The organism is Pseudomonas sp. IT-93MI4 (assembly GCF_949767635.1).
GTDB lineage: Bacteria > Pseudomonadota > Gammaproteobacteria > Pseudomonadales > Pseudomonadaceae > Aquipseudomonas > Aquipseudomonas putida_A.
In genome coordinates, this window is the sequence record NZ_CATKPP010000037.1 from 1 (window position 1) to 442 (window position 442).

Genomic DNA, 442 nt, shown 5'->3' on the forward strand with positions numbered 1-442 from the left:
GCCTACAGCGTGGGCGAGTAAACGGCCCTGATCGTCGTAGGCATAGTCGCTGAGCAGCAGGCCTTGCTGGCGTTGTTGTTCGCGACCCGATTGATAGACGTGACTGGTCAGCCGCGTGCCATTGAGGTCGATGGCGGTCAGCGCGCCGCCCTTGGCGTAGTGATAGTCGAGCTTGCTGTTGTCCGGCAGACGCTGGCGCTTGAGCTGGCCGCAGGCGTCGTAGACATAACGCAGGGTGCCCCAGCCCTGATGCTCGGTGATCAGCCGGTCCTGCCGGTCATATTCAAAGGCCAGCGGATGTTGCTGGCCGTCATCAACCCCGGTCAAACGGCCCAGTCGGTCGTAGGTGTAAGCCACCTCAACCCCGTCAGGCAGGGTCTTGAGCAGCAAGCGCCCGGCCGCATCACGCGCGTAAGTGGTGACCAGCGTCGAGCCGTCATCA

At 63.1% G+C, this 442-nt stretch carries 1 protein-coding gene; it reads right to left on the reverse strand.

Annotated elements, in window-relative coordinates:
* A partial coding sequence (locus ACM6I7_RS16880; protein WP_414888913.1) for a hypothetical protein occupies nt 1–442 on the reverse strand: 442 nt, incomplete at both ends.